A 24,115-nucleotide genomic window follows, 5' to 3' on the forward strand; every position below is an offset into this window, starting at 1 on the left:
GATATGGACTACGACGACCAACTCGAGAAGGCACTTTCGGAGTCTCCCGACATCGAAAGCACCGGTAGTCGGTTCGAGGTCCCCGACCCGAACGTCCGTCCGGAGGGGAACATGACGGTTTTCGAAAACTTTCAGTCGGTGGTCGCCAAACTCGGCCGCGACGAGTCGGACGTCCTGAAGTTCCTCCAGACCGAACTGGGGACGAGCGGGCAGATCGACGAGAGCGGACGCGCCCGCCTGACGGGCGACTTCCGCCAGGACCGAATCGCCCGCGCCGTCGAGGAGTACACGGAGGCGTTCGTCCTCTGTCCGGAGTGCGGGCTTCCGGACACGCGCCTCGTCGACGAACGCGGGACGAGGATGCTGAAGTGCGACGCCTGCGGTGCGCTGTCGCCGACGGGTCGGTGACGAAGCGTCGCTCGGCGGACTGCGTTCCGAAAAATCGGCGCGAAAAGAGGGGCCGCTACTCGAACTGTTTGACGGTGTTCAGGTCCGATTCCGTCCGCATGAACTCGGCCAGCCGGCGCGTCGCGTGACAGTTGGGACAACTGAAGTTCGTGCGATGGCCGGGCAACTCGCTGGGACCGGACTCCCAGTTTTTTCCACACTCGGGGCACAACAGGCGGACGAACGCTTCGACCATACGACTGACCGACGGGAGCGACTTCAATAAATGTTTGTGCCGCTCTCGCACACTTTAGGCGAAGAGGCCGGCGTCTTCCGCTTCCAGCAGCTCCTTGTACCGGTTTCGGATGGTGACTTCGCTGATGTTGGCGACGTCGCTCACCTCGCTCTGGGTCACCTTCTCGTTGGTCAGCAGCGCCGCGGCGTAGACGGCGGCGGCGGCGAGGCCGACCGGCGACTTGCCCGAGTGGATTCCCTTCTCCTTGGCCGTCTTCAGTAGCTGCCGGGCGCGGCGTTCGGCCTCGTCGGAGAGGTCGAGCGCCGAGGCGAAGCGCGGGACGTACTGCTCGGGGTCGGCGGGCTGGATTTCGAGCTTCAGTTCGCGGACGATGTAGCGGTACGTCCGGGTGAGCTCCATCTTCTCGACGCGGGAGACGGTCGCGATCTCGTCGAGACTGCGGGGCATCCCCGCCTGACGAGCGGCGGCGTACAGACTGGCCGTGGCGACGCCCTCGATGGAGCGGCCGGGGAGCAGGTCCTCGCCGAGCGCACGGCGGTAGATGACCGAAGCGGTCTCGCGGACGTTCTCGGGGAGGCCGAGCGCCGACGCCATGCGGTCGATCTCGCCGAGCGCCTGTTTGAGGTTGCGCTCTTTCGAGTCGCGGGTGCGGAAGCGCTCGTTCCACGTTCGCAGTCGCTGCATCTGCTGGCGCTGACGCGACGACAGCGAGTTGCCGTAGGCGTCCTTGTTCTGCCAGCCGATGTTCGTCGACAGCCCCTTGTCGTGCATCATCTTCGTCGTCGGCGCGCCGACGCGGGACTTCGAGTCGCGCTCCGCGCTGTCGAAGGCGCGCCATTCGGGGCCGCGGTCGACGGAGTCTTCCTCGACGACGAGGCCGCAGTCGGTACAGACGGTCTCGCCGTGTTCGGTGTCGCTGACGAGTCGGCCGCCACACTCGGGACAGGTGCGCACCGACTCGCTCTCTCGTTCTCGTTCTGGTTCCGTTTCGCCGGTGTACGTACGGATGGTTGTGTCGGTCATGATGGTCCTCGTGATAGTGGCGGACCGCTATCCGGGAGAGGGAGAATATGGAGAAGACTCCGGAGTCGGTCCTTACCCTCAGTAAGGCCGCAAGCCTTATAAATATATCGCCCGCAAAACGCGGGAGGCGCTCTCAAACCGACGAATACGTGAGTATTCATCTTTCGAGAACTTCTGGTGGCTCTATTTGAGTGTATTAAACCTGACGGTAAGTTCCTCCGCGAGTGCAGCGGTTCGAGTGTGCGGGCTACTATCTCGCGACGACGCCTCAGAAGGCTTTTCGTGCACGCCGAACGGACTTCGGTTTATCGTACTCTATCCGCACTAATTGCCTATCGGCTGCTCGTCGACCGCTCGGCGGCCGTCTCGAACGTTCACCTCCGACTCGCCTTCCGTCTCCGACCCGTTAGGCGGGGTGCTGGACCGACTCGAACAGCGAGACGATGTTCGACTCCTCGTCGCTCATCTGCTGGGGGTAGACGCCGAGTGCGATGACGAAGTCGTCCTCGTGGCGCACCTTCGTCACGTGGATGAACACGTCTATCTGCTCGCCTTCGACGTTCGTGGTCGCGTCGTACTTCGTCACCTCCGTGTCGGTTCCAAGTAGCGTTAGCGTCTGTGAACTCGCCTCGCTCACGTTGCTCAGCCCGTCGTACTGGCTCGTCAGCATCTGGACGAGGTCCTCGTTGCCGTAGTCTTTGAGCGGGTTGAACGTTCGACTCGCGATCTCGACGGCCGGCGAGGAGATGACGGCGAAGACGCCGAGTTTCTGCTCGCCGAGCAGGCTCAGGTTCAGACTCTTCTCGTACGTCGATATCTGGTTCGTCACTTCGACGCTTCGGGTCTGTCCGGCGGCGCTGAACTCTCGGGTGATGGTCTGCGCCTCGGTACCGTCGAGTTCGTACCCGGTGTCGCTCGCCACCGACTCCTCGGCCAGCGCAGGGTCGGCCTCGAACGAGAGCGCTTCCTGGCCCGTGACGAAGCTCAGACAACCGCTCGACGCGACCAACGCGCCGAGTGCCGCAGTCGCTACCTCGCGTCTCGTGTGTCTCATCGCCCCCGTCTCTCTCACTCAGCGTTATAAGTTTCTCGGCCGAACAGTCGGTAGAAACGACTACTTCGAGTGGAGTAGAGCGGAGCGGAGTGGAGTAGAGTAGAGTGGAGTGAAGTAAAGTGGAGCGGAGCCGACGCGTCCGCCCTACTCACCGCGCCACTCGGGGTCTCTACCCTCTAAGAACGCGTCGATCCCCTCGTTTTTGTCGTGGCTGTCGAAGAGACCGACGAACAGCTCCGACTCGTACGCCAGCCCCGAATCGAGGTCCATCCGCGTCGCGGCCCGGAGCGCCTCCTTCGCCCGGGCCAGCGCCAGCGGGCTCTTCGACGCCATCTTTCCGACGAGGTCGGCGACTCGCTCGTCGAGTTCGTCGGCCGGGCGCGCCTCCTCGACCAACCCTATCTCGGCCGCCTCCGCCCCATCGACGAGTTCGCCGGAGAGCACGAGCTTTCGCGCCTGCCCCGGCCCGACGAGTCGCGTCAGTCGCTGGGTTCCGCCGCCGCCGGGGATGATGCCGAGGTTGATCTCCGGCTGCCCGAGTTTGGCGTCCTCACGGGCCAGCCGCACATCACAGGCCTGCGCGAGTTCGCAGCCGCCACCGAGGGCGTGACCGTTGACACGGGCGACGACGGGCTTCGAGCAGCCGGCGACGGTCTCGTAGATGCGGGGTCGCTCGCTCGCCTCGTGCTGTTCGACGGCGCTCCGCTCGCGGAGCTCTCTCACGTCGGCCCCCGCGACGAACGCCTTCGCCTCGTCGGAGCCGGTGAGCACGACGACCCGCACCTCGTCGTCTCTCTCGACGGCGTCGAACACCCGAGCGAGTTCCGTCCGAACCTGTGCGTTCAGCGCGTTGCGGGCGTCGGGGCGGTCGATGGTGACCGTGAGCGCGTACTCGCCGTACTCGCCGCGCCGGGCGCGGACGAACTCGGCGTCGGTCGCCGCGGTCTCCGCGTTCGAGAGGGCGTCTTCACGCATCGTTCTCCCCCGAGACGCCGACGATTTCGCCGTTCTCCCAGACGTAGAACCCCTCGCCGGTCTTCTTGCCGAGCTTTCCGGCGCGGACTTTCTTCCGAAGCAGCGACGGCGGTCGGAACCGCTCGCCCAACTCTTCGCGCAGGTGTTCGAGGATGTCGAGTCGGACGTCGAGTCCGACGACGTCGCCGAGTTCCAGCGGCCCCATCGGGTGGTTGTAGCCGAGCTCCATCGCGGCGTCGATGTCGCGCGGGCTGGCGACCCCTGACTCGACCATCCGGACCGCTTCGACGCCGAGGGCGACGCCCAGACGCGACGTAGCGAATCCGGGTGCGTCCTCGACGACGACGGCCGTTCTACCGACGCCGTCGACGAACGACTCGGCGAACTCGCGCGTCTCGACGCTCGTCTGCTCGGCCAGCACGACTTCGACCAACTGCATGATGTGCGGCGGGTTGAAGAAGTGGAGGCCCACGCAGCGCGAGGGCTCGTCGAGCGCGCTGGCGATGCTCGTCACCGGCAGCGACGAGGTGTTCGTCGCCAACACGGCGTCGGCCGGCGCGTGGTCGGACACGTCCGACAGCACCTGCTTTTTGAGCTCCTCGTCTTCGGGCACCGCCTCGACGACGAGACCCGCGTCGGCGACGGCCTCGGCGAGGTCGGTCGTCCCGTCGAGTCGCGCGAGCGTCGCTTCTCGCTCGTCTTCGCTCACCTTCCCGCGCTCGACGCCGCCGTCGAGGTTCGCCTCGATGGCCGCGAGGCCGTCGGCGACGAGCCCGTCTTCGATGTCACGGAGCGTCACGTCGTGACCGCCCATCGCGCTCACCTGTGCGATGCCGTGGCCCATCGTCCCCGCGCCAATTACACAGACGTTCATGAACGATGTGGCTCGGGTCGGCGATTAAATCATTCCCATTGCGTCGCGTCTCGACGAGAGGTATCAGAATGTCCGAATCTACTGACTACTTTGCGATTCCATCCTACTGCCCTGTTGAAATCCTCAATTGGTGATATTTTCTTGGAGGCGTGCTGAATACAGAGCGCAAGTGCAGCAACACAAGCATTCGACTGCTTGATTCAGATACTGTTGAGAACGCCACTTCGAGAGGAGGTCGAAATGGAACTCGATAGTTAGATGTATTTCCTCACCAGGTCCTCGTGTACATTCTCCAGCACCAGTATCCAGCCGTCGTTCCCACCACTGTAATGGACCGTCTGTGAGGTTTCTCGGTCGAGAGCTGCCTGAACGGGGTCCAGTGCATCGAACCGGAGCCAATCGCTCACCTGCTCGAATTCCTGCTGGTACGAGCGGTCCTCCAAATCCAGGGAGATGCGAACTATCGACTGCTTCCCGTTATCGTCACAGTCAACCGTTAGTTCGTACCTGCCCAACCCATCCGTACAGTCGATGACAGCCCGGAGAAACTCCCGGTAATCCGTCTCGATATCGTAGATCATCTCCGCATCGAGGTAGAACCCTCGACCGGTACAGAACAGATAGTCGAACAGAGAACTCCGAATCTGCGAGAGGCTCGTCGGTTCTTTTTCCGGTGGATCAAGCCACCCGACGCCCTCGGTCGCATCCTCCCCGATCCTGATGCCCCGGTAACGAGTTCGATCACTCGTCTCAACCCGTTCGAAGCCGTCAGGATCAAGCGAGGGGTCGATCAAATCGCGCCGTAGCTCGTTAATTACACCCATAGTCTCGAAGTCTCGAAGAATCGACGCGTACACTGCGTGCCCTACCTCGCTGGTAACTGCTTCATCGATATTGTCCCGGTACGCCTCCAGCTCTCCGTACTCCATAAGAGACGGTATATATCCGAGAACGAACTTGACGTCACCGGAGTCCAGGTCAACGCCGGCCTCCAACTTTGCGGTAATGTCCACAACGCATCGCTTGGTATTGTTCCCCTCGTTCATATCATGTCTCCCAGTTACTCCCGGCGTCTGAATAGCCGTCACGGTTTCTTGACGCGTCTGACGGTCACTTTGGTCACCACCGATCAGGTGGCACATCACTCCGGATTTCTGCTGACTACATCCTCTGTATCTCACACACCGATCCTATCAACCCTTGAGGATTTCAACAGAGTCCATCCCACGGGACGGTATGGCTGGCGTCACGCTCGACGCAGAGGAGACGAACCGCGAGACGGTATCGATAAAGATGGACTGGCGGCCGAAGTAGGCGAGAAGACCCGACCGCTCGGGGTAACCGTTTTGTACCACCTCTCCGAGCGATGTATCATGGTTTACAATGAGATAGAGCGCGCCGACCGCGACGAACTGCGGTCGATGCAGGACGAGCGACTGCGAACGACCGTCGAACACGCCTACGAGAACGTTCCCTTCTACCGCGACGCTCTCGACGAGGCGGGCGTCTCGCCCGGCGACGTCCGCGGCGTCGACGACCTCTCGCTGTTACCGTTCACCGCCAAGGAGGACTTCCGGGACCACTACCCGACCGGCCTCGTCGCCGTCGACAGGGGCGACCTCCGACGCATCCACGCCTCGTCGGGAACCACGGGAAAACCGAAGGTCGTCGGCTACACGGAGGGCGACCTCCAGCTGTGGGGCGAAGTGGTGGCGCGGTCGCTCGATGCCGCCGGCGTCGACTCCGGCCACACCGTCCAGAACGCCTACGGCTACGGGCTGTTCACCGGCGGCCTCGGCATCCACAGGGGCTGTGAGACGCTCGGTGCGAACGTCATCCCCATCGGTGGCGGGCAGACCGGGAGACAGTTGGAACTGCTGTCGGACCTCGACTCGGACGTGCTGACCTGCACGCCGTCGTACGCGCTCTACCTCGCTGAGACGGCCGAAAACGAGGGTCTCGACCCCCGCGAGTGGAACCTCTCGACGGTCGTCATCGGCGCGGAACCCTGCACCGCACCGATGCGCGCCGAGATAGAGGAGGCGCTGGACGTGACGGCGCTCGACATCTACGGTCTCTCCGAGATAATCGGGCCGGGCGTCTCGATGGAGTGCGAGGCCAAATCGGGGCTCCACGTCTGGGAGGACCACTTCTATCCGGAGGTCGTCGACCCCGAGACGGGCGACCCGCTCCCGGAGGGCGAGGAGGGCGAACTCGTGTTCACGACGCTCACGAAGGAAGCGGTTCCCGTACTGCGCTACCGGACCGGCGATCTGGCGACGCTGACGCGCGAGCGGTGCGACTGCGGGCGGACGATGGTCCGCATGTCGCACGTCACCGGCCGAAGCGACGACCTGCTCATCGTCCGCGGCGTCAACGTCTATCCGAGCGAAATCGAATCGGTCGTACTGGAGTTCGACGCCGTCGCGCCGTACTACCGCATCGACCTGACGCGCGACGGGCAACTCGACACCATCGACATCACCGTCGAGCGGACCGAGTCGTTCGACGGCGACGACGACGAGTTAGCCGACAGGCTCCGCGACCGACTCCAGACCGTGCTCTCGCTGTCGCCCGACTCGCTCACTATCGCGCCGCCCGGGGGTATCGAGCGGACCGAGACGGGGAAAGTAAAACGCGTCTACGACCACCGCTGACCGCCGCACGAACCTCGTGGAGGCCGTCAGGCGTCCGAGGACGTCACCGCCGGGTCGACGGCGTCGTCTGTGCCCGGCGACCCCTCGCGGGCGTCTCCGTCCCCGGAAGCGTACTTCTCCCGTCGTCGCTCGTTCTCGGCTCGGATGCGCCGTCCGCTGTAGAAGTAGTACGCCGGACCGACGAACGGGAGCGCGAACGCCGCGCCGAACCAGAGGTGACGCGTCCAGCCCCACTCGTACCCCTGTCGGCGCATCGCCTTGATGTCCGAGCGAACGAACCCGGCGATGAACAGGTGCGTGACGAGCATCACCACCAGCCCCGACCCGTCACCGAGGGGAATCGAGAGCACGAGAAGCGGAATCCCGAGGAGCCAGATGAGAAGCACGAGTTTGCGGTACGGCGCGACCAGGCGGCGTTCGCTCCACCCGTCGCCGCCGCGGTCGGCGTCGCGTCCGCGTCTGTGGCCGTCCATGCGTCGGGATGGACGCCGACAGAGCAAAAACGATTCGCCCGCGGGCCGGTTTCGCCGAGTTCGCGGGCCGACGGCCCGGTCGCTTTTCTCCGTCCCGTCCCAAAAGCCCCCATGGCAGAGATCGACGCCGCGAACGTGCTCCCGACCGACCGACTTCGGTCGATGGTCGCCGAGGGACGAGTGACGCAACTCCACCGCGGTCACGCCTACGCCGAGACGGGCGACACGTTCGAGGTCGACGGCCGGCGGTTCGAGGTCGTCGCCGTCGACGCCCGGACGCTCGGCGATCTGACCGAGGAGGACGCCCGCGCCGAAGGCTCCGAGAACCTCGACACGTACCGCGAACGCCTCGAACGCGCCCACGACGACTTCGAGTGGGACGACGACGCCGAAGTCGTCCGACACCGCTTCGAACCGGTCGAGTAGCCGCGTTCTCGGCTATCCCAGCCGCTTCACCGCAATCTCGTGTCCGCCGTTCTCGGTCCCGACAGTCACCGCCTCGACGATGGCGTCCATCACCGCCTCGCGCCACCGTCGGACCGCTTCCGCGTGCTCGTCGCGGTGGGCGTCGACCGAGTAGCCCCCCGCCTCTCGGAGGCGGTCTTCGGTCTCGTCGGGGTCCGGAAACGGCGGCACGCCGGCGACGAGGCGCTCGGGGTCGAGATGAATCGGTTCGGTCGGTCCCTCGTAGCTTCCCTCGCCGCCGGCGAGGTGGAGCCGAGCGCGCATCCGCCCGGCAAACGGCGGCGTCACCCGCAGGACGGCGGGCACTCCTCTCCGGCGTCGCGCCTCCAAGGCGGCGACGACGTCGTCGGCCGTGACTGCGATAGAGCGGATGCGGGTGAGGTCGTTATCGGTCGTCCCGCTGTCGTCGCGCGTCATCGCTCTCGGTTCGGGGGAGAGAACCAAGGCGCTTTCGCGCTTCCGCCCGCGACTCGAACGACAGAATCGTTCACGAAGGCGCCGACCGCAGGCCACCGCCGCACTTCGGACAGAGCGCGTAGTACGAGCGCGGTGTCACTCGCTGTTCACACCGCTCACAGACGAACACTGGACGTTCCGTCATCGTCCGTACTGCTCGCCGCCGTGCGTTAAACGTTATCATGGGTGAGGCGACGGGTAGTACACAAATTTTTATCATCGATACGTGAATCGGGGGACGTGCCATACAGTTACGAACCACAGTACTTCGAGGAGTTCGAGGTCGGCCAAACGTTCGAGAGCGCCGGCCGCACCGTGACCGAGACGGATTTCGTCATGCACTCGGCGTTCTCGGGCGACTGGACGGAACTACACAGCAACCGTCACTACGCCGACGACGAGTACTTCGGCGAGCGCGTCGCTCACGGGCCGATGACGTTCGTCCTCGCGACGGGACTCGTCTTCCGCTGCGGCTTCCTCGAACGCACCGTCGTCGCCTTCCTCGGCATGAACTACATGGACATCCCCGCACCGGTCAAGATGGGCGACACGATCTCACTGGAGATGGAAGTCGTCGAGACGAAACCGTTCTCCAGCCGTGACGACGCCGGTCTCGTCGTCATCGACTCCGAGATGACGAACCAAGAAGGCGAAACGGTGTTCGCCGGCGACATGAAGTTCATGATCAAGACCGAATCGTAGCCGAACGCTTCTCTTTCGGTTCCGCTTCGAGCATGTGGTTTGGACGACTCTCTCGCCGAGCGGATAGTGGCCGCGTCGGGCTAGTTTCGCCTCGTCACCGGGGTGGCTTGCTATGGCAAGCCGAATCACCTTCAGCGGAGCCGTTGACTCCTCACAAAGCAATGGATCCGGAACGGTCATCCCATCGAGTTGGACGGGTAGCGGTAGACGGTGTCGAACGCAGAGTACTGCCGGACGGAGGGCAGTCGGCCGAGGCGGAAGACGCAGAGGAGGACGACGAGTCGGACACGTCCGACTCCGCCGAGGAGAGCGAACAGTCGGAGGAGTCCGACGAGTCCGCAGACGAAGACGAATCGGCAGACGAAGACGAATCGGCAGACGAAGACGAATCGGCAGACGAAGACGAATCGGCAGACGAAGACGAATCGGCAGACGAAGACGAGTCCGAAGAGTCGGCGGACGCGGAGGAACAGGAATCCGAAGAGTCGGCGGACGAGGAGTCCGAGGCCGACGAGGGAGACGAAGAGGAGTTCCCGTCGGAGACGGCCGAGGAGAAGAAAGACGCCTCCGACGAGCGACAGGAGGCGATGCGAGGCGAGGACGAGACGGGCGTCCTGTTCTTGGACCTCGAAGGGCTTCACCTCGACCTCCTCGGGCTTCAGGTCGACCTCGACGACGTGGTCCTCGACCTCTCCGCCCGAGAGGGCGACGGGAACCTCGTCGGCAACCTCCTGGCGGCCGTCGCCGGACTGCTCGACGACGGACTCGGCAACATCGCCGACAAACTCCCGGGCGTCCCGGAGCTGCCGGAACTCGGCGACCTTCTGCCGTCGCTCGGCGGCGAGGGCGAAGAGGGCGAAGAGGGCGAAGGCGGCCGCCTCTCGTCCGCGGCGGACGCCACGAAGAGCACGCTCAAATCCGCCGCGAAGGAACTCCCGTTGCAGGAGATCGCGGTCCAGCTCATCGTCGGCGTGGTGAACCAGCTGTTCGGCGACACCGACGAGGAGGAGAGCGAGGCTGACGAGGACGAAAGCGACGAGAGCAACGGCGAGGAGAGCGACGGTGAGGGCGAGAACGGAGACGAAGAGAGCGACTCGTCCGACGACGAGGAGGACGGCGAATCGTGAGCGAGTCGTCGCTTCTCGGCCGACTCGACGTGACCGAGTTGTTGACGAACCTCGACTACGACGACCTGCTGGCCGACACGAAGTGGGACGGAATCCAGGACGAGGACGGTCTCGGCGAGCGACTCGGCGGCCGAGGCGGCGAGGTCCTCGGTGCGCTCGTGGGCTCTGCGCTCGGCGCACTCCTCGGCGAGCAGGTCGTCGAGGGCGCGCTCGGTCGGTTCGTCGGAGGGAACGACGATGAGTGACAGCGATTCGTCCTCCTCGTCGTCGCTGCAGAGCGTCGTCGCCGACGAAGTCGAAGACCAGATAGACGGCCGCGAAGTCGGCGAGAGCATCGGCCGAAAGCTCGGCGGTCGATTGGGTCGCGAACTCGGCAAGCGGTTCGGCCACACGGTCGACGAGACGGTCCGGGAGGGCGTCGAAGCGGGAAAGAGACCGTTCGAGATTCTCGCGGACGTAAAGGAGCGGCTCGAAGAGGCCATCCTGAACTCGCTCGGAAGCCGCGAGGCGGTCGAGGAGAGCGCCAGCGCACTGCGCGACGCGGTCTCCGAACCGAGTGAGATAGAACAGGCGGCCGAGGATGCCTCGGAGTCGGCTAAAGAGACAGCCGAGAGCGCGGAAGAGGAGGCGACTGACGCCGCCGAGAGCGCCGAGGAGACGGCCGAAGATGCCGCCGAGAGCGCCGAGGAGACGGCCGAAGATGCCGCCGAGAGTGCCGAAGAGACGGCCGAAGACGCCGCCGAGAGTACCGAAGAGACGGCCGAAGACGCCGCTGACGAGGCGGAATCACGCGCGTCGGACGCCGTTCCGGACAACCTCAGCGACGTTCGCCGGGAGACGTACCGGGAACTGCTCGAAACAGTCTCCTACCGCGAACTGCAGTCGATGGCGAAGGACGCGGAGATAAAGGCGAACCAGAGCCGCGAGGAACTCGTCGACGACCTCGTCGAGCAGTTCGATAAGGAGACCGAGTCGGCCGAGGAGCCCGAGGAATCCGACGAATCCACCGAATCCGACGACGGGGGTGACGAAGACGAATGACCGACGCCGCCGAGACCGTCGACCGTCTCCTCGACGGGGTGAGACAGGAACTCTCGGCGTCCGACGAGGAGAGCGACGACAGACTCCGCGAACTCGCCGAAGAGACGTCGGCGTTCGTCGACGAGACGACGACCGAAGACCTCATCAAAGCCGTCGGTCTCACGGACGACGACGGCGACCACGTGGAGACGATTCCGAACGCCCTCGCCGTCGGCGGCGAGGAATCGGTGCTCGACCTCAAGACGATTCTCGCACTGTCGAAGACCGAGGGCCTGGAGGACGAGGAGACGATGGGCGAACTCCGCGAACGACTCTCCGAACTCACCGCGGAAGCGGACGAGGCCGAACGGACCGCCGAGAGCGAGGCGGCCGACGAGGACGAGGTCGATGCCGAGGCCGAAGCGACCGACGGAGCGGAGTCCGAAGCGGTCGAAGCCGGGGAGGCCGAAACCGAAGCGAGCGAAGAACCCGAGTCGGAGAGCGACGACTCGCTACTTACGGCGTTGTTACAGTCGCAACTCGACGGGGCGGCCGACTCGCTCCGAGCCAGCGTCGAACAGATGCAGGCGGACGACGAGGAGCAGACGGACGAGGAAGCGGAAGCCGAAGCCGACGTCGAGGACGAAGAAGACGACGACGGTCTCCTCGACGTCGGCGACGACGGCGAGGACCGCGGTTCGCGGGGGCGCGCGACGATGCATTCGACCGTGCCGAAGTCGCGCCGCGACATGAACGGCGTCGCCCGTCACTCGACCGTGCCGAAGCGGTGAACGGCCCCGATCGGACGCCCGCGACCGCCCGCGACCGCCCGCGACCGCCCGCGACCGCCCGCGACCTCTCACTCGAGACGACGTTTCGTCCCTCGACTGTCCGGACGACGTCGACGACCGACGTCGGCGAAACGCTTTCCGCCGCGGCGTTGACCGGACGATGTGAGTACTCGACGCTCCCCCATCACGGTCGGCAGAGCCGTTCTCGAAGAGTTCAGCTCGAAGAACGTCGCGTTCATGGCCGGCAGCCTCGCGTACAACGCGTTCGTCTCGTTGATTCCCCTGTTGCTCCTCGTCGTGCTTCTCGTGTCGCTTCTGGGGTCCGAGCAACTCGAAGGGCGGGTTTCGGGCCTGGTCGCGTCGTCGCTGACTCCCGCGACGGGTAACTTGGTCTCGAACGCCCTCGACAGCGCGAGCGAGGGGACCGGACTCTCCATCGTCGGTATCGTCGTGCTGCTGTGGGGGACGCTGAAGATATTCCGCGGTCTCGACACCGCCTTCTCGGAGATTTACGAGACCGAAGACAGCAACGAGTTCGTCGACCAACTCCGCGACGGACTCGTCGTCTTCGTCGCGCTCCTCGTCGGCATCACGGCGATGGTCGCCGCCAGCACCGCCTTCGCCGCCTTCGAGTCGCTACCCTGGCTCGGCCTCCTCAACCCGCTCGTGTTGGTTCTCGGACTGAGCATCGCGTTCCTCCCGCTGTACTACGTGTTCCCCGACACCGACCTCTCGGTCCGCGGTATCCTCCCCGGCGTGTTGACGGCGGCGGTCGGGTGGGCGCTCCTCCAGGGCGCGTTCCAGTTCTACATCGCCTTCTCGGACAAATCCGAGGCGTACGGCGTGCTCGGCGGCGTCATCCTCCTCGTGACCTGGCTCTACTTCGGCGGCCTCGTCCTCCTGCTCGGCGCGGTCGTCAACGCCGTCGTCGGTGGCTACGCGACCGGCGCGTCGGGCGGCGTCGGTCGCGGTGCCGCCGAGCGAGCGGCGAATCGCGGCCCGCTGCGCGAAGACCGCCTGAACCGCGACCAAGCGGCGAGCTATCTGCGGCGACTCCGCGAGGATGTCGCGCGGCGGTACGAGGGGATGGAACCGACGACGACCGACGGGACGCGCGGCCGCCCGCGGATGCCGGAGACCGGGACGCTCGAAGTCGAAGAGCGAGCGGTCGAGGAGGACGACGGACAAAGTTACGAGGTGCGACTTCGGTGGGAGGTCGACGAGACCGACGCCCGTGTCGACTCTGAGGCGACGGAGACCGCCGACACGGAGTCGCCGGACCGGTCGTCGACGCCCGGAGACGACTGACCCCGACCGGGCTCGACTAATCGACTCCGACCGACCGGGTTCGACCGACTATCGCTGACCGAGAATCTGTCCCAACAACCCCGTCTGTCCGCGCCGAAGGCGTTCGAGAAACGCCGACTTGCTGATTCCCAACTCCTCCGCGACTTCGGTCGCCGTCGCCGCCTTCGGTACCGAGAAGTAGCCCATCTCCAGCGCCGCCCGGAGCGCCGCCTCCTGCGCGGGCGTCACGTCCCACCGCGCGGCGGCCGAATCGGCCTGCGGACCGAGCGGGTAGACGCGTTCGAGCGTCACGCCGACGGCCTCTCCGGCGGCAGCCAAGACCCCTTGGAGCACGTCGTAACCGACGACTGCGCCGGTGAACCGCTCCTCGCCGTCGCGATAGGTCAGCGCCTCCGCGACGAACCCCGCGTCGGTCAGTTCGTGGACGATGCAGGGATGCTTCGAGAGACACCGGTACGTGTCTCGCTCCTCGGCGGTCGCGCGGTGGAGGTAGCGCAGCCGTTCGTCGCCGTCGAGCGTCGCCGCGAGTTCGTCGCTCGTCGGCGAACCGAACCGGAGGAGGACGTTGCCGTCGCCGCGCAACTGCGGCGGTTCGCACTCGATGGTCGCGTTCGCCGCCCGCGACGCCGCCGCCAACGGGCAGTCGTCGCCGGTCACGCGGAACTCCACGACCAGACACTCCTCGCGCATCGACCGCTTATCGTGCGGCGGGGACATATAAATGCCGCCTATAGCCGGGTGAACGCGTAAGCCGGACAATCTGTAACGAACGACCATGGACCTCGACACCGTCAAAGAGCGGGCCGGACCCAGGCAGTTCAGCCCGAAGGACGACATGCCGGAGGAGTATCGGAAGGCGGCGACGCGGATGATTCAGTTCCACGCCAACTCCGAGGTGATGGGCGGCTACCTCGACAAGGCGTTCACGCGCATGGCCCCGAGTCTGGACCGGAAGCTCGCGTGCACGGCGAAGACGCAGGACGAGATCGGGCACGCGCAGTTGCTCTACCGCGCCGCCGAGACGCTCGGCGTGAAGACGCGCGAGGAGATGCTCGACGAACTCGAACGCGGCGACGGGAAGTTCCTCAACTGCTTTCACTACCCGGTGAACTCGTGGTACGAGGCGCCGATGATCGACTTCTTCGTCGACGGCGGCGCGATGCGTCGGCAGGCGACGCTCAAGAGCACCTCGTGGGAACCGTACGCGCACGCCATGGACAAGGTGTGCTTCGAGGAAGGGTTCCACGTCAAGCACGGCGAGGACATCCTCCGCGAACTCATGCGATCCTCGAAGGCGAACCAGGAGCGTACTCAGGAGGTATTCGACACGTGGTGGCCGCGCATCCTGCAGTTCTTCGGGCCGATGAACAGCGAGAGCACGCACAACGACTTCGCCCAGCAGGTCGGACTGAAGACCGTCTCGAACTCCGAACTCCGCCAGGCGTTTCTGAACGCCTACATCCCGAAGGCCGAGAAGTACGGTCTCAAGATACCCGACGAACCCAGAATCGAGTACGACGAGGAGACTGGCAAGTACACCGTCGTCGAGGAGGACCTCGACTGGGACGAGTTCTGGACCATCGCCAAGAACGACTACGAGGGCAGTTACGAACAGATCGGGTCGCGTCGCCAGCGCCACGAGGCGGTGTCGTGGGTGCGCGAGGCGATGGACAGCTGGGAGAACGAATCGGCGGGCACGACCCCGCAGGCAGCTGATTAAAATGATCTGGGAAGTGTTCAGACAGGAGAAACCCGGGAAGTACCACCAGCACTGCGGCAACGTCCACGCGCCGGACCGCGACATGGCGCTGATGTTCGCGCAGATTCAACACGGCCGCCGCATGCAGACCAACAGCCTCTGGGTCGTCCCGCGCGACGAAATCGGCGAGGTCGACATCGACGAGGCGAAGTTCGGCGGCACGACCGACAAGGCGTACCGCTGGGCGATGACGTACAACGACGTCGACGCCAGTTTCGCCGCCGAGGTCGAAGAGAGTGAGGACGAACAGCGCGAAGCTGCCGAAAAGCGCAAGGAGGCGCAGTCGTGAGCACCCCCCGATTCGCCGGCCCCGACGACCTCGGCGACAGCGAACGAACGGCGCTCGAAGCGCTCCTCTTCCGGATGGCCGACGACGAGTACGTCGCCGCCGAGCGCTACATCGAGTGGCAGATATTCGCGCCGACGCTCGAATCCGACCTCGCGCTCGCCAACGTCGCCCAGGACGAGTACGGTCACGCCCGGCTCTGGTACGACCTGCTTCAGGATTTGGGGTACGAAGAGCAGGAACTCATTTGGGAGCGCCCGCCCGAGGAGTGGACCCACGCGACGCTCGTCGAACTCGAAACTGAACCCGGCAACTGGGCGGACACGATGCTTCGAACCTATCTCTACGACACCGCCGAGCAGCTGCGCATGGAGGCCGTCGTCGACTCGTCGTACGCGCCGCTCTGCGACCGTGTCGAGAAAGTGCTCGCCGAGGAGTCGTACCACCGCGAGCACGCCCAGAACTGGTTGGACCGCCTCGCCGACGAGGGGAGCGAGGAGAGTTGCACCCGCGTCCAGACCGCACTTGACCGCCTCTTCCCTCACGCGCTGACACTGTTCGCCGCTGGTCCTCACGAGGACGACATCGTCGACCTCGGCCTGCGAACCGAGACGCTCGCAGACCTCCGCACAGAGTGGCTCGACATCGTCGTACCGTACCTCGAATCGCTGGGACTCGACGTGCCCGAACCGGACGAGGTGGCGCGGCCGGAGACGACCGGCCGCGACGGCGACCACACCGACGACTGGTTCGACCTCTACGAGGAGTTCACCGCGACGTACCGCCAACTCGACTTCGAGAAGCCGACCACGCTCAGAGGTGAGGGCGCGTGAGCACCGACGAGTTCGACGGCGGAGAGTTCGAAGAGTCGGAGTTCGAGTCGGAGGCGTGCGCCTACACCGACTACTCGTCCGGCGAGGCACACGACGAGTACCCCAAAACCGGCGAGGGAGCGACCGGCACCGAACGGAAGGTGTGGGACGCGCTGTACGAGGTCGAGGACCCCGAGATGCCCGTCAGCATCGTCGATTTGGGGCTCATCTACGGCGTCGAGGTCGTCGACGACGTCGCGCGCGTCGAGATGACGCTGACCTACACCGGCTGTCCGGCGCGCGACATGATTCTCAACGACGTGCGCTGCGCCGCGCTCGCCGCGGGCGTCGCCGACGCCGAGGTGACGCTTCGATACTCGCCGCCGTGGAACGTCGAGATGGTGACCGAAGACGGAAAGAGGGACCTGCGGGAGTTCGGGTTGAGCGTCTGATGCGCTTCGACCCGAGCACCCGCGGCGACGGCCCCGAAACCGGCGTCGAGTGCCCCTACTGCGAGTCGACGAACACGGTACGCGACCACCCGAAGGGGCCGGGCCTCTGCCGGTCGATGCACTACTGCGAGGAGTGCGAGCAGCCGTTCGAGCAGTTCGGCTGACGCCGGAGTCGTCCCCTTTTAACCCCCGGCGCGTCCACCTCCGACCATGACCGAAGACGCGTGGTTCGTCGACGTCGACCCCGACGACACCGAGACGGCGGTGTCGCGCATCCGCGAGGGGAGCGCCGACGCGCCCGCCGACTGGCCCGCCGCCGCCGTCGAGTCGGGGTTCGCCGCCGACGAGGACGAGTACTACGAGAGGCTCCGCGCAGCGAGCATCGAGGCCGCCCGAACCGCCGCCGCGGAAGCCGAGCGGGCCGACGACAAGCAACTGATGCACGCGGTCCGCGCGATGGACGACGCCGAGCGGACCGCGAACGAACTCGCCGAGCGCCTCGGCGAGTGGGCCGGGAGCCTCTTCGAGGAGAGCGGTACCGGCGTCGACTACGCTCGCGAACTGGCCGAGCGAGAGCCGCAGGACCTCACGGAGGAGCGCGTCGTTTCGCTGGCCGGGCGCGTCGCCGAACTGGCCGACGAACGCGACGCGCTCCGGGAGTACGTCGAGCGCCGCGCCCCGGAAGTCGCGCCGAACATGGCCGAGATGGCCGGACCGGTTCTCACCGCCCGACTCGTTTCGCTGGCGGGCGGACTCGACTCGCTGGCGAAGAAACCTAGCGGGACGGTGCAGGTTCTCGGCGCGGAGGACGCGCTGTTCGCCCACCTCGCCGGACGCGCGCCGTCGCCGAAACACGGCGTCATCTACGTCCACGAAGCAATCAGGGGAACCCGACCGCAGGACCGCGGGTCGGCCGCCCGCGCGCTCGCGGGTAAACTCGTCATCGCGGCGCGCATCGACCACTACAGCGGCGATATGCGGCCGGAGATTCACGACGAACTCCGCGAGCGAATCGAGGCGATTCGCGCCCGCGCCGAGGAGGGCAACGAATGAGCGACCCGAAACTCCCCGAGGGCGTCGAGCGCCGGACGTTCGACGGTCGCGAGCGCCTCGCCACGCGGGGCGAGACGGTGTACGGCGAACCGACCGCCGACGGCTGGCGGCTCTGGGACGCCGGGCGTTCGAAGCTCGGCGCGATGCTCGAACTCGGCGTGGAGACGAACCTCACGGGCGGCGAAACCGTTCTCTATCTCGGCGCGGCGTCGGGCACGACAGTGAGCCACGTCGCCGACTTCGCCGGTCCGACGTACGCCGTCGAGTTCGCCCCCCGGACGGTCCGCGACCTCGTCGGCGTCGCCGAAGACCGAGACAATCTGTTTCCGCTGCTGAAAGACGCTCGAAAGCCCGAGGCGTACGCGCACGTCGTCGAATCGGACCTCGACGTGCTCGTGCAGGACGTGGCGACGCGCGGGCAGGCCGACGTCGCGGTCCGCAATCGCCGGTTCCTCGCCGACGACGGGAGACTGCTCATGGCGGTCAAAGCTCGGAGCGAGGACGTGACGAGCGACCCGGACGACGTGTTCGAGGGCGTCGTCTCCCGACTCGACGACGCCTACGAGCTACTGGAGACGAAGCGTCTCGACCGCTTCCACAGCGACCACCTCGGCATCGTCGCCCGGCCACGGTAACGCGGATACACCGAGCGCGCCCCCGGCGGCTGGACGAATCGCCCGCACACCCGGTGTGTGCGGCCGACTTCACGAACTATTTACTTCGAGGTTCCGAAAGGCGGGCAATGGAGGAGTTGGGCACGCGCGAGGCGTTCGACCGGATGGGAACCCTCGGCATCGAAGAGGAGTTTTTCATCGTCGACGACGCCGGGCGTCCCACGTCGGGTATCGACGAGTTGGTGTACGGCGACGACCCGCCCGAACTGCTCGAAGACCGAATCGACCACGAACTGTTCCAGTTCACCATCGAGACGCAGACGCCGCTCATCGAACGACCCTCTGCGGCGAGCGATGCGCTCCACTCGGTTCGGAAGGCGCTCGCCGACCACGCCGAGACGCACGGTTTCGGCGTCGCCGCCGCGGGTCTCCACCCGGCGGCGAAGTGGCGCGAACTCGACCACGCGCAGAAACCGCGCTACCGCGCGCAACTCGACCGCATCCAGTACCCGCAGCACCGAAACACGACCGCGGGACTGCACGTCCACGTGGGCGTCGACGACGCCGACAAGGCCGTCTGGGTCGCGAACGAGCTCCGCTGGTATCTCCCGCTCTTGCTGGCGCTGTCGGCGAACTCGCCGTTCTGGGACGGCTTCGACACCGGTCTCGCCTCGGCGCGGGCGAAGATATTCGAGGGGCTGCCGAACACGGGGATGCCCACCCGATTCTCGGATTTCGAGTCGTACGCGCGCTTCGAGCGCCGGATGGTCGAGACGGGGTCGATAAACGACAGAGGGGAACTCTGGCACGACGTCCGCCCTCACACCGGCCACGGAACCGTCGAAGTCCGGACGCCAGACGCCCAGCGCGACCCAGACGTGGTGCTGGCGTTCGCCGAGTTCGTCCACGCGCTCGTCGTCGACCTCGCGGAACGGTTCGAGGACGGCGAGTCGGGGACCGACATCCGCCGCGAACTCCTCGACGAGAACAAGTGGCGAGCGATGCGACACGGCCACGACGCCTCGTTCGTCGACACGGACACCGAATCGGTCGTCGACCTCGGGACGGCCGTCGACCGCGCCTGCGACAGACTCGGCGTCTCCGGACTGCGTTCGGTGCTCGACGACGAGAGCGGTGCGACCCGGCAGCGGCGCATCCTCGACGAGGGAGGCATGGACGCGCTCTGTGCGTCGTTGCTCATCTGAGTCGGCCGTTCCCGCTCCGACCGGAGCGGCCAAACGCCTTTTCTGACTGTAGTTCCGACCTTCGACCCGAAACATATGTCTGCCGAGGAGACCCCCGAAGACGCACGCACCGACGAGCGAACGGCTGAGGAGGACGAACAGCCGACGACTCGGGCGCGACTCGGCGACGGCTCGGGCCGTGCCGCTACCGAGTTCGACCAGAGCGTCGTCGACTTGTTGGCCTGGGTGCTCGACACCGAGACGCGAGCGCGCATCTACGTCTACCTCCGTCAACACCCAGAGAGCACGAGCGACGAGGTCGCCGGGGGGACGGGACTGTACCCGAGCACCGTTCGGGAGGCGCTTGCGGAACTCCACGACGAACAACGAGTGACGAGACAGAAACGCGAGAGCTCCGGCGCGGGCAACAACCCCTACGAGTACGAGGCCATCCCGCCGAGCGATCTGGTTCGGAGCGTCGCCGGACAGGTGCAGTCGGAGTTGAACACCGTGTTCAACCTCGATTCGAGACTCCGCGCCGACGGCGAAGAGCCTCCCGAGTCGACCCCGGTCACCATCACCGTCGACGACGACGCAGACGAGAACGCAGACGACGCCGTCGACGACTAACAGTCCGACGAAGCCGACCTTTTTAAGTGAGCAGGCGCCGACACGCAGATTATGCACGTCGCGCTCGGTGGCACGTTCGACCCGGTTCACGACGGCCACCGCGCCCTGTTCGAGCGCGCGTTCGAGATCGGCGACCTCACCGTCGGACTCACCTCCGACGAACTCGCCCCGAAAACCCGACACGTCGAGCGGTACGTCCGCTCGTTCGAGGACCGAAAGCGGGACCTGGTCGCCGAACTCGAACCGATGGCCGCCGAGTACGACCGCGAGTTCGAGGTCCGGGAGCTGTCGGAGCCGACCGGTATCGCCACCGAACCCGGTTTCGACGTTCTCATCGTCTCCCCCGAGACCGAACGCGGCGGCGAGAAGGTCAACGAAATCCGCGAAGAACGGGGTCTCGACCCGCTCGAAATCGAAGTCGTCGGCCACGTGGCCGCCGAGGACGGCGAGCGCATCTCCTCGACGCGCATCGTCTCGGGCGAAATCGACCGCCACGGAAACCTCACGCCCGAGCGCGAGGGCCGCGGTAAGACGCCGCCGGAGTAGTTAACTCACCACGACGGCGGGCGGAATCCGGCGTCCTCCAAGATGTTCTTCCAGCGTTTCTGTATCGAGAGTCGAGTCACGTCCATCGCGTCGGCGACGGCGGTCTGCGAGCGTTCCTCGCCAGCGATGAGCGCGCCGGCGTAGAGGCTGGCGGCGGCCGTCGCGGGCTTCGAACGGTCCTCGTCGGGGACGTGAGTGAGAAACAGGTCAGTCGCGTTCGACCGCGACTCCGAGCCGAGTTCGAGGCTGTCGGCCGCCCGTTCGAGTTGGGTGAGCCACTCCTCGTTGTCGACGCGGTCCCGTGCGCGGTACATGCCCTCCCGTTCTCTCTCGGCGGCTATAAACTGACCGCGTGAGGATGCTCGGGAACGACAGCTACTTACTGCACTTTCCAGTAGTGGAGGGTGCGCGTGGGTAGCCAAGCCAGGAAACGGCGCAGCGCTTAGGACGCTGTCTCGTAGGAGTCCGCCGGTTCAAATCCGGTCCCACGCATTTTCCGACTCAACCGCAGGGAGAGTCGTGAAAATCGTTCAGAGCGGATTTGAGCCCAGAGGACGAGCGAAGCGAAGTCCTCGCGGTTCAAATCCGGTCCCACGGATTACGACCTTTTGCGCTGCGGGCCGCCTCCGGCGCTCGGTGAACGGCTTCGCTCGGGTTCTCCGAACCGCTCGCTCGCCGACGACAACGAGATGTCGCCCACCTCTCAGCTTCCGTTACGCACCCTCTGTGACGGTGACAGAGGTAAGCTAGTTCACCCTACTTCAGTTCGTCCACGCCCGCCTCGGTTCTCCTCAACCCCCACCAAATACTGTCTCTCGTGTGCCATTACTGCGCTTTCGACAATCGGCCCAGTGTTCGATTCGCTCACCACAAAAAATCAAACACTCTTATTTCGTGATGTATGATGTCACGAATCGCCAAACGGCGTTAGGCACGCGCCACAACTTCTATAGGCACTCCTTGAGAGGTATCGGTCAATGTCAATGCTGGCTGACTTCTTGAACGACCTCGTCGCCGACGTGGACGGACTGTTTCTGTTCTCCCCGAGCAGTTCGTTCTACGAACGGTTCGAGAGCGTCGAGACGGGTCTCGTGGTCGTCGCACCGCAGAACAACGTCGGTGCCGACCAGTTCGTCGAACTCCCCCTGGAGTTCGAGAACGTCCGCGACCGCGTTCGATTCGGCATCGAGGGCGCGATGGACGAGGACCTCGTCGACGCCGGCGACGCCATCGCCTGTGCCATCGGGACGTTCGGCGACGACACCGACACCCTGCTTCGGGTCCGCGCCGACGAGAAGATGCACTCGGGGATGTACGACCTGTTCACCAACTCCCGTGCGGACCCGAGCGTCATCCGCGACGTGTTCGAGGTCGCCATCGAACTCGGGAAGAAGGGACAGAAAGGCAGTCCCGTCGGCGCGCTGTTCGTCGTCGGCGACGCCGGGAAAGTGATGAACAAGTCGCGTCCGCTGAGCTACAACCCCTTCGAGAAGAGCCACGTCCACGTCGGCGACCCCATCGTCAACGTGATGCTCAAGGAGTTCTCGCGGCTCGACGGCGCGTTCGTCATCTCCGACTCGGGGAAGATCGTCTCGGCGTACCGCTATCTCGAACCCGGCGCGGAGGGCGTCGACATCCCGAAGGGACTCGGTGCGCGCCACATGGCCGGTGGCGCGATAACCCGCGACACGAACGCGACGGCCATCGTGCTCTCGGAGTCGGACGGTCTCGTCCGAGCGTTCAAGGGCGGACGGTTGATACTCGAACTCGACCCGGAGGATTACTGAGATGCAGGCGCAGCTGGGACAGCTCTACGACGCGGTGCCGCCGCGCATCTGGCTCTCCCTCGGCGTCCTCGCCCTCGGTGTCATGCTGAGCATCATCGTCGGCGCGGTCAACCGCCGACTGCTCGAACGAGCGGGGTTGGCCGGCGTCATCGAGGGCACCGGCTTCGAGCGCCTCGCGCAGGGTCTCGGCACCTCTACCATCGCTATCGTTGCCCAACTCAGCACGTACTTTCTCATCGGTCTCACCATCGTCGTCGCGCTCACCGTCGCCGACGTCGGCTACACCGACACCTTCTGGACGCGCCTCGTCGCGTTCCTCCCGCGGCTGTTCGTCGCGTTGCTCATCCTCATCGGCGGCATCCTCATCGGCGACAAAGTCGAGCTGCTCGTCGCCGAGCGCCTCCGCGGCGTCAAACTCCCGGAGATCGGTCTCATCCCGACGCTGGCGAAGTACAGCGTGTTCTATCTCGCCATCCTCGTCGCGCTCAGCCAGGTGAACATCAACACGCTCGCACTCGTCGTCCTTCTCGGCGCGTACGCGTTCGCGCTCGTTGTCTTCACGTCGCTCGCCTTCAAGGACATGCTCTCGTCGGCCGCAGCGGGCATCTACCTGCTGTTGAACCAGCCGTACACTATCGGCGACGAGGTCCGACTCGGCGAGCAGTCCGGCATCGTCCAAGAAGTCGATATGCTCGTCACGCGCGTCGAAACCGACAACCGCGAGTACATCATCCCCAACCGCACCGTCTTCGACGAAGGTATCGTCCGCGTCTACGACTGAGCCGCGTCGTCGACGCTGTCCCCGTCGTTCTCTTCGCTGTTCTTCCTGCCGCTGTCGCCCGCTCCGTCGCGCTCCGAACCGCCGTCGGCGGCGCTGCGTGAGACGACTTCGGCAGGGACGCCGGCGACCGTCGCATCGGGAGGGACGTCCTCGACGACGAGCGAGTTCGCCGCGACCTGTGCGCCCGCGCCGACGTGGACTCCGGGGAGGACGACCGCACCCGCACCGACCATGGCCCGTTCGCCGACGACGATTTCGCCGGTCCGGTACTCGTCTTGGAGAAATTCGTGACACAGGAGCGTCGCGTCGTACCCGATTATCGCGTGGTCCTCGACGGTTACGAGCTCCGGCCAGAACACGTCCGGCGTCGACTCTAACCCCCACGAGACGCCCTCGCCGACGGTGACGCCGATGCGGCGGAGCAGCCAGTTCTTCAGCCGGAGGCTCGGTGAGATGCGGGCGGCGACGATAGCGGCGTAGTTCCGGGCGACGACGAGCGGCGACCGGGCGCTCGGCCACGACTGCAACGAGTTTCGGGGACCCGGAGTCGGATGTCTCGTGAGCCGGTCGTACCGTGTTCCTTCGTCTGTCACGCCGCGTGCTTTCGGTCGACGGCTAATAAAGCGGTGGGACGGGAGAGCGC

Annotated in this window: 32 protein-coding genes and 1 tRNA gene; 22 read left to right on the forward strand and 11 right to left on the reverse strand. The window is 65.5% G+C overall.

Features of this window, described 5'->3' with window-relative positions; genetic code table 11:
* The first annotated feature begins 3 nt into the window (after window positions 1-3).
* Window positions 4-408 carry a translation initiation factor IF-2 subunit beta gene (locus tag DV709_RS00265; protein ID WP_117590984.1) on the forward strand — a complete coding sequence of 135 codons (405 nt, stop codon included), beginning with the start codon at window positions 4-6 and terminating at the stop codon, window positions 406-408.
* 55 nt (window positions 409-463) lie between these two features.
* Here DV709_RS00265 and DV709_RS00270 read toward each other — a convergent pair whose 3' ends face one another.
* The 6 genes from DV709_RS00270 to DV709_RS00295 form a co-directional block, all read right to left on the reverse strand.
* The gene (locus tag DV709_RS00270; protein ID WP_117590985.1) at window positions 464-643 is read right to left on the reverse strand and encodes a DUF7836 family putative zinc-binding protein; all 180 of its coding nucleotides are present in this window, start codon (window positions 641-643) and stop codon (window positions 464-466) included.
* Window positions 644-697: 54 nt separating this feature from the next.
* Complete coding sequence (locus tag DV709_RS00275; protein ID WP_117590986.1) at window positions 698-1,666, reverse strand: transcription initiation factor IIB; 969 nt, start codon at window positions 1,664-1,666, stop codon at window positions 698-700.
* 406 nt (window positions 1,667-2,072) lie between these two features.
* The gene (locus DV709_RS00280) at window positions 2,073-2,720 is read right to left on the reverse strand and encodes a DUF6517 family protein (protein ID WP_117590987.1); all 648 of its coding nucleotides are present in this window, start codon (window positions 2,718-2,720) and stop codon (window positions 2,073-2,075) included.
* Between the two features lie 144 nt (window positions 2,721-2,864).
* On the reverse strand, window positions 2,865-3,695 hold the full coding sequence (locus tag DV709_RS00285) for an enoyl-CoA hydratase/isomerase family protein (protein ID WP_117590988.1): 831 nt from the start codon (window positions 3,693-3,695) through the stop codon (window positions 2,865-2,867).
* Entirely contained in the window at window positions 3,688-4,569 is an 882-nt protein-coding gene (locus DV709_RS00290; protein ID WP_117590989.1) for a 3-hydroxyacyl-CoA dehydrogenase family protein, read from the reverse strand. Before DV709_RS00290 ends, DV709_RS00285 begins: the two co-directional genes overlap by 8 nt.
* A gap of 254 nt (window positions 4,570-4,823) precedes the next feature.
* Complete coding sequence (locus DV709_RS00295) at window positions 4,824-5,615, reverse strand: hypothetical protein (RefSeq protein ID WP_117590990.1); 792 nt, start codon at window positions 5,613-5,615, stop codon at window positions 4,824-4,826.
* Window positions 5,616-5,942: 327 nt separating this feature from the next.
* On the opposite strand from DV709_RS00295, the gene paaK reads away from it, so the two are divergent.
* Window positions 5,943-7,226 (forward strand): phenylacetate--CoA ligase PaaK, encoded by a 1,284-nt coding sequence (paaK, locus tag DV709_RS00300; protein WP_117590991.1) that lies wholly within the window; start codon window positions 5,943-5,945, stop codon window positions 7,224-7,226.
* 26 nt (window positions 7,227-7,252) lie between these two features.
* On the opposite strand, the gene DV709_RS00305 is transcribed toward paaK, so the two are convergent.
* Window positions 7,253-7,699 carry a hypothetical protein gene (locus tag DV709_RS00305; protein ID WP_174786388.1) on the reverse strand — a complete coding sequence of 149 codons (447 nt, stop codon included), beginning with the start codon at window positions 7,697-7,699 and terminating at the stop codon, window positions 7,253-7,255.
* Between the two features lie 111 nt (window positions 7,700-7,810).
* Between DV709_RS00305 and DV709_RS00310 the strand changes: the two genes are divergently transcribed.
* Window positions 7,811-8,125, forward strand: coding sequence for an ASCH domain-containing protein (locus DV709_RS00310; RefSeq protein WP_117590992.1), 315 nt, complete (start codon window positions 7,811-7,813; stop codon window positions 8,123-8,125).
* Window positions 8,126-8,137: 12 nt separating this feature from the next.
* Here DV709_RS00310 and DV709_RS00315 read toward each other — a convergent pair whose 3' ends face one another.
* A complete protein-coding gene (locus DV709_RS00315) occupies window positions 8,138-8,581 on the reverse strand; it encodes a hypothetical protein (protein WP_117590993.1) in 444 nt (147 codons plus the stop codon).
* A 279-nt stretch (window positions 8,582-8,860) separates the two neighbouring features.
* On the opposite strand from DV709_RS00315, the gene DV709_RS00320 reads away from it, so the two are divergent.
* The 6 genes from DV709_RS00320 (at window position 8,861) to DV709_RS00345 (ending at window position 13,568) form a co-directional block, all read left to right on the forward strand.
* Window positions 8,861-9,322, forward strand: coding sequence for a MaoC/PaaZ C-terminal domain-containing protein (locus DV709_RS00320; RefSeq protein WP_117590994.1), 462 nt, complete (start codon window positions 8,861-8,863; stop codon window positions 9,320-9,322).
* 161 nt (window positions 9,323-9,483) lie between these two features.
* On the forward strand, window positions 9,484-10,449 hold the full coding sequence (locus DV709_RS17515; RefSeq protein ID WP_157972611.1) for a hypothetical protein: 966 nt from the start codon (window positions 9,484-9,486) through the stop codon (window positions 10,447-10,449).
* Window positions 10,446-10,694 (forward strand): hypothetical protein, encoded by a 249-nt coding sequence (locus DV709_RS00330; protein WP_117590995.1) that lies wholly within the window; start codon window positions 10,446-10,448, stop codon window positions 10,692-10,694. The genes DV709_RS17515 and DV709_RS00330 overlap by 4 nt, the downstream gene beginning before the upstream one ends.
* The gene (locus DV709_RS00335; protein ID WP_117590996.1) at window positions 10,687-11,490 is read left to right on the forward strand and encodes a hypothetical protein; all 804 of its coding nucleotides are present in this window, start codon (window positions 10,687-10,689) and stop codon (window positions 11,488-11,490) included. The genes DV709_RS00330 and DV709_RS00335 overlap by 8 nt, the downstream gene beginning before the upstream one ends.
* Window positions 11,487-12,260 carry a hypothetical protein gene (locus tag DV709_RS00340; protein WP_117590997.1) on the forward strand — a complete coding sequence of 258 codons (774 nt, stop codon included), beginning with the start codon at window positions 11,487-11,489 and terminating at the stop codon, window positions 12,258-12,260. Before DV709_RS00335 ends, DV709_RS00340 begins: the two co-directional genes overlap by 4 nt.
* Before the next feature lie 162 nt (window positions 12,261-12,422).
* The gene (locus DV709_RS00345) at window positions 12,423-13,568 is read left to right on the forward strand and encodes a YhjD/YihY/BrkB family envelope integrity protein (RefSeq protein ID WP_232819680.1); all 1,146 of its coding nucleotides are present in this window, start codon (window positions 12,423-12,425) and stop codon (window positions 13,566-13,568) included.
* 48 nt (window positions 13,569-13,616) lie between these two features.
* On the opposite strand, the gene DV709_RS00350 is transcribed toward DV709_RS00345, so the two are convergent.
* Window positions 13,617-14,258 (reverse strand): helix-turn-helix domain-containing protein, encoded by a 642-nt coding sequence (locus DV709_RS00350; protein WP_117590998.1) that lies wholly within the window; start codon window positions 14,256-14,258, stop codon window positions 13,617-13,619.
* Between the two features lie 85 nt (window positions 14,259-14,343).
* Between DV709_RS00350 and paaA the strand changes: the two genes are divergently transcribed.
* From paaA to DV709_RS00395, 10 genes are all read left to right on the forward strand, one after another.
* Window positions 14,344-15,288, forward strand: a complete 945-nt coding sequence (gene paaA, locus DV709_RS00355) for a 1,2-phenylacetyl-CoA epoxidase subunit PaaA (RefSeq protein WP_117590999.1) — start codon at window positions 14,344-14,346, stop codon at window positions 15,286-15,288.
* A gap of 1 nt (window position 15,289) precedes the next feature.
* On the forward strand, window positions 15,290-15,616 hold the full coding sequence (gene paaB, locus DV709_RS00360; protein WP_117591000.1) for a 1,2-phenylacetyl-CoA epoxidase subunit PaaB: 327 nt from the start codon (window positions 15,290-15,292) through the stop codon (window positions 15,614-15,616).
* Window positions 15,613-16,446 carry a 1,2-phenylacetyl-CoA epoxidase subunit PaaC gene (paaC, locus tag DV709_RS00365; RefSeq protein ID WP_117591001.1) on the forward strand — a complete coding sequence of 278 codons (834 nt, stop codon included), beginning with the start codon at window positions 15,613-15,615 and terminating at the stop codon, window positions 16,444-16,446. The genes paaB and paaC overlap by 4 nt, the downstream gene beginning before the upstream one ends.
* Window positions 16,443-16,877 carry a 1,2-phenylacetyl-CoA epoxidase subunit PaaD gene (gene paaD / locus DV709_RS00370; protein ID WP_117591002.1) on the forward strand — a complete coding sequence of 145 codons (435 nt, stop codon included), beginning with the start codon at window positions 16,443-16,445 and terminating at the stop codon, window positions 16,875-16,877. Before paaC ends, paaD begins: the two co-directional genes overlap by 4 nt.
* Window positions 16,877-17,041: a 1,2-phenylacetyl-CoA epoxidase subunit PaaE gene (paaE, locus tag DV709_RS17870; protein WP_168191272.1), complete on the forward strand. Its 165-nt coding sequence runs from the start codon at window positions 16,877-16,879 to the stop codon at window positions 17,039-17,041. The genes paaD and paaE overlap by 1 nt, the downstream gene beginning before the upstream one ends.
* 46 nt (window positions 17,042-17,087) lie before the next feature.
* Window positions 17,088-17,930, forward strand: coding sequence for an NOP5/NOP56 family protein (locus tag DV709_RS00375; protein ID WP_117591003.1), 843 nt, complete (start codon window positions 17,088-17,090; stop codon window positions 17,928-17,930).
* Window positions 17,927-18,565, forward strand: a complete 639-nt coding sequence (locus DV709_RS00380; protein WP_117591004.1) for a fibrillarin-like rRNA/tRNA 2'-O-methyltransferase — start codon at window positions 17,927-17,929, stop codon at window positions 18,563-18,565. Before DV709_RS00375 ends, DV709_RS00380 begins: the two co-directional genes overlap by 4 nt.
* 107 nt (window positions 18,566-18,672) lie before the next feature.
* The gene (locus tag DV709_RS00385; RefSeq protein ID WP_117591005.1) at window positions 18,673-19,749 is read left to right on the forward strand and encodes a glutamate--cysteine ligase; all 1,077 of its coding nucleotides are present in this window, start codon (window positions 18,673-18,675) and stop codon (window positions 19,747-19,749) included.
* A gap of 75 nt (window positions 19,750-19,824) precedes the next feature.
* Window positions 19,825-20,358: a helix-turn-helix domain-containing protein gene (locus tag DV709_RS00390; RefSeq protein WP_117591006.1), complete on the forward strand. Its 534-nt coding sequence runs from the start codon at window positions 19,825-19,827 to the stop codon at window positions 20,356-20,358.
* Window positions 20,359-20,409: 51 nt separating this feature from the next.
* Window positions 20,410-20,904: a phosphopantetheine adenylyltransferase gene (locus DV709_RS00395; RefSeq protein WP_117591007.1), complete on the forward strand. Its 495-nt coding sequence runs from the start codon at window positions 20,410-20,412 to the stop codon at window positions 20,902-20,904.
* Window positions 20,905-20,909: 5 nt separating this feature from the next.
* Here the strand turns inward: DV709_RS00395 and DV709_RS00400 are convergent, their stop codons facing one another.
* On the reverse strand, window positions 20,910-21,218 hold the full coding sequence (locus DV709_RS00400) for a transcription initiation factor IIB family protein (RefSeq protein WP_117591008.1): 309 nt from the start codon (window positions 21,216-21,218) through the stop codon (window positions 20,910-20,912).
* A gap of 94 nt (window positions 21,219-21,312) precedes the next feature.
* On the opposite strand from DV709_RS00400, the gene DV709_RS00405 reads away from it, so the two are divergent.
* From DV709_RS00405 to DV709_RS00415, 3 genes are all read left to right on the forward strand, one after another.
* Window positions 21,313-21,396, forward strand: a tRNA-Leu gene (locus DV709_RS00405).
* Window positions 21,397-21,881: 485 nt separating this feature from the next.
* Entirely contained in the window at window positions 21,882-22,691 is an 810-nt protein-coding gene (gene dacZ / locus DV709_RS00410) for a diadenylate cyclase DacZ (protein ID WP_117591009.1), read from the forward strand.
* Complete coding sequence (locus tag DV709_RS00415; protein ID WP_394338683.1) at window positions 22,684-23,472, forward strand: mechanosensitive ion channel domain-containing protein; 789 nt, start codon at window positions 22,684-22,686, stop codon at window positions 23,470-23,472. The genes dacZ and DV709_RS00415 overlap by 8 nt, the downstream gene beginning before the upstream one ends.
* On the opposite strand, the gene DV709_RS18275 is transcribed toward DV709_RS00415, so the two are convergent.
* Window positions 23,463-24,065, reverse strand: coding sequence for an acyltransferase (locus tag DV709_RS18275; protein WP_117591011.1), 603 nt, complete (start codon window positions 24,063-24,065; stop codon window positions 23,463-23,465). The two genes, DV709_RS00415 and DV709_RS18275, sit on opposite strands and share 10 nt — an antisense overlap.
* Between the last annotated feature and the right edge of the window lie 50 nt (window positions 24,066-24,115).

The sequence above is a fragment of the Haloprofundus halophilus genome (assembly GCF_003439925.1).
Taxonomy (GTDB): Archaea; Halobacteriota; Halobacteria; order Halobacteriales; family Haloferacaceae; genus Haloprofundus; species Haloprofundus halophilus.